We start from the raw sequence: 1,405 nt of genomic DNA, 5'->3' as shown, positions 1-1,405 counted from the left end.
TTCCGCCATAGCCGAAAGATAGTAAATTGCAATGAAATTCCGATAGGAATTTCAGCCGCAATGGATTATAGCCGTTGTTGTGTGTAGTTTTATTTATTATTCTACTTTTAATGTCATTACACAGAAAGAAAATCCGTCGTGAACTTTCGGGTCAAACATATTTGCTGCTGTTTGCACTATATAATTTCCGGGTCCATATTCTCTTTTCCAAAGTTCTTCGTCAGCAATATCTTCAGCCATTTCGTTGGTCACATTTATTATGTCTCCAGCTTTTGGTTCATTTAAAAAAGTATAGTTAATCCAATAATGTCCGCTATTTTTAGATAATTCTTCTACACTTTTATGTATCCATACTTTTGATTTGTACATATGATTAATTTATTGAATCGGTTTTAATTTGGTTGTTCAACTTCTCGTTTAATTGTATTAATTCTTGATTTTGTTTTTCTAATAATTCAATTTGTTGAGATTGCCATATTTCATCTGATTCTTGGTCAGATTGTGCAAAGCCTAATGATTTATTTCCAATGTATAAGGTTATAAGAGCTAACAGAATTGTAAGTCCAGTAAGAATCCAGTTTATAGATGTAGCTTTTCTATTTTGTTTATTTTCTTTCTCAATTAATTCCAAAAGTCCCGATTGTATTCGGTTATTTAGTTCGGATTGACCCAACTGAATCATTGAAACATAATAATTAGCTCCTAAAGTTACATTTACATTCGGTTTAGTAACATTAGTGACTCTTTCGGCACATTCAGAGATTACATTTTGAATCTCTTCATTGGACATTTCATCTGGAAACGTATTTGGAATCTCTAATTTCATTTTGTTTTTCGGATTTCGTTTCTCAAATTACACACAACGGTCTCGGCTATGAGTAGTTGCGTGGATTAGCACTTGACTTTGCAAGTACACACCAAACTGAAAATCCGCGAGGATTTTCAGAAGTAGGCGAGAACAAGCAATTACTTATAGCCATTGTTGTGTGCTGGCTTTTTTCGGTTAAACATTTTTTTAATATTCGGACTAATTATTAGCAATATTAAATAGTCAATAATTAAACTTAAAATCAAATATACATATTGATAATTCAAATCAATTTTATCTCCTAAATTCCCGTCTAAATATTCGCTAAAAACTGTTGTTGGGATAATTCCTTTTGCATAATATAAAATAAAATAATTCCACGCAAAACTTTGAAGGCCTGCAATTTTTGAAGTCGGTTCAGGTAAAGTCAGATAAAGAATTAGAAAAAATATAATTTCAATTCCTAGAAGTAAAAGCAAGGATTTTTTTGTTTGATTAAGTCCAATCAAATTTCGATTTGGGTTTTTGAATCCAAATATTATCCAAGGAATTAATAATAGTATTGAAATCATCCTTCTTCAGTCCACTTTTTTGTTG

General features: G+C 31.0%; 3 protein-coding genes. All 3 read right to left on the bottom strand.

Annotated features, from left to right (window positions below; translation table 11 throughout):
* Window positions 1-96: 96 nt before the first annotated feature.
* The 3 genes from WA340_RS06010 to WA340_RS06000 all read right to left on the bottom strand — a co-directional run bounded on the left by WA340_RS06010 (window position 97) and on the right by WA340_RS06000 (window position 1,317).
* Window positions 97-369, bottom strand: coding sequence for a hypothetical protein (locus tag WA340_RS06010; RefSeq protein ID WP_336127884.1), 273 nt, complete (start codon window positions 367-369; stop codon window positions 97-99).
* Window positions 370-373: 4 nt separating this feature from the next.
* Entirely contained in the window at window positions 374-826 is a 453-nt protein-coding gene (locus WA340_RS06005; protein WP_336127882.1) for a hypothetical protein, read from the bottom strand.
* A 140-nt stretch (window positions 827-966) separates the two neighbouring features.
* The gene (locus WA340_RS06000) at window positions 967-1,317 is read right to left on the bottom strand and encodes a hypothetical protein (RefSeq protein WP_336127881.1); all 351 of its coding nucleotides are present in this window, start codon (window positions 1,315-1,317) and stop codon (window positions 967-969) included.
* Window positions 1,318-1,405 lie beyond the last annotated feature (88 nt).

The sequence above is a fragment of the Mesoflavibacter sp. CH_XMU1422-2 genome, from assembly GCF_037029245.1.
GTDB lineage: Bacteria > Bacteroidota > Bacteroidia > Flavobacteriales > Flavobacteriaceae > Mesoflavibacter > Mesoflavibacter zeaxanthinifaciens.
The sequence above is the reverse complement of the archived record's forward strand: the minus strand, read 5'-3'. Positions and strand labels throughout refer to the sequence as shown.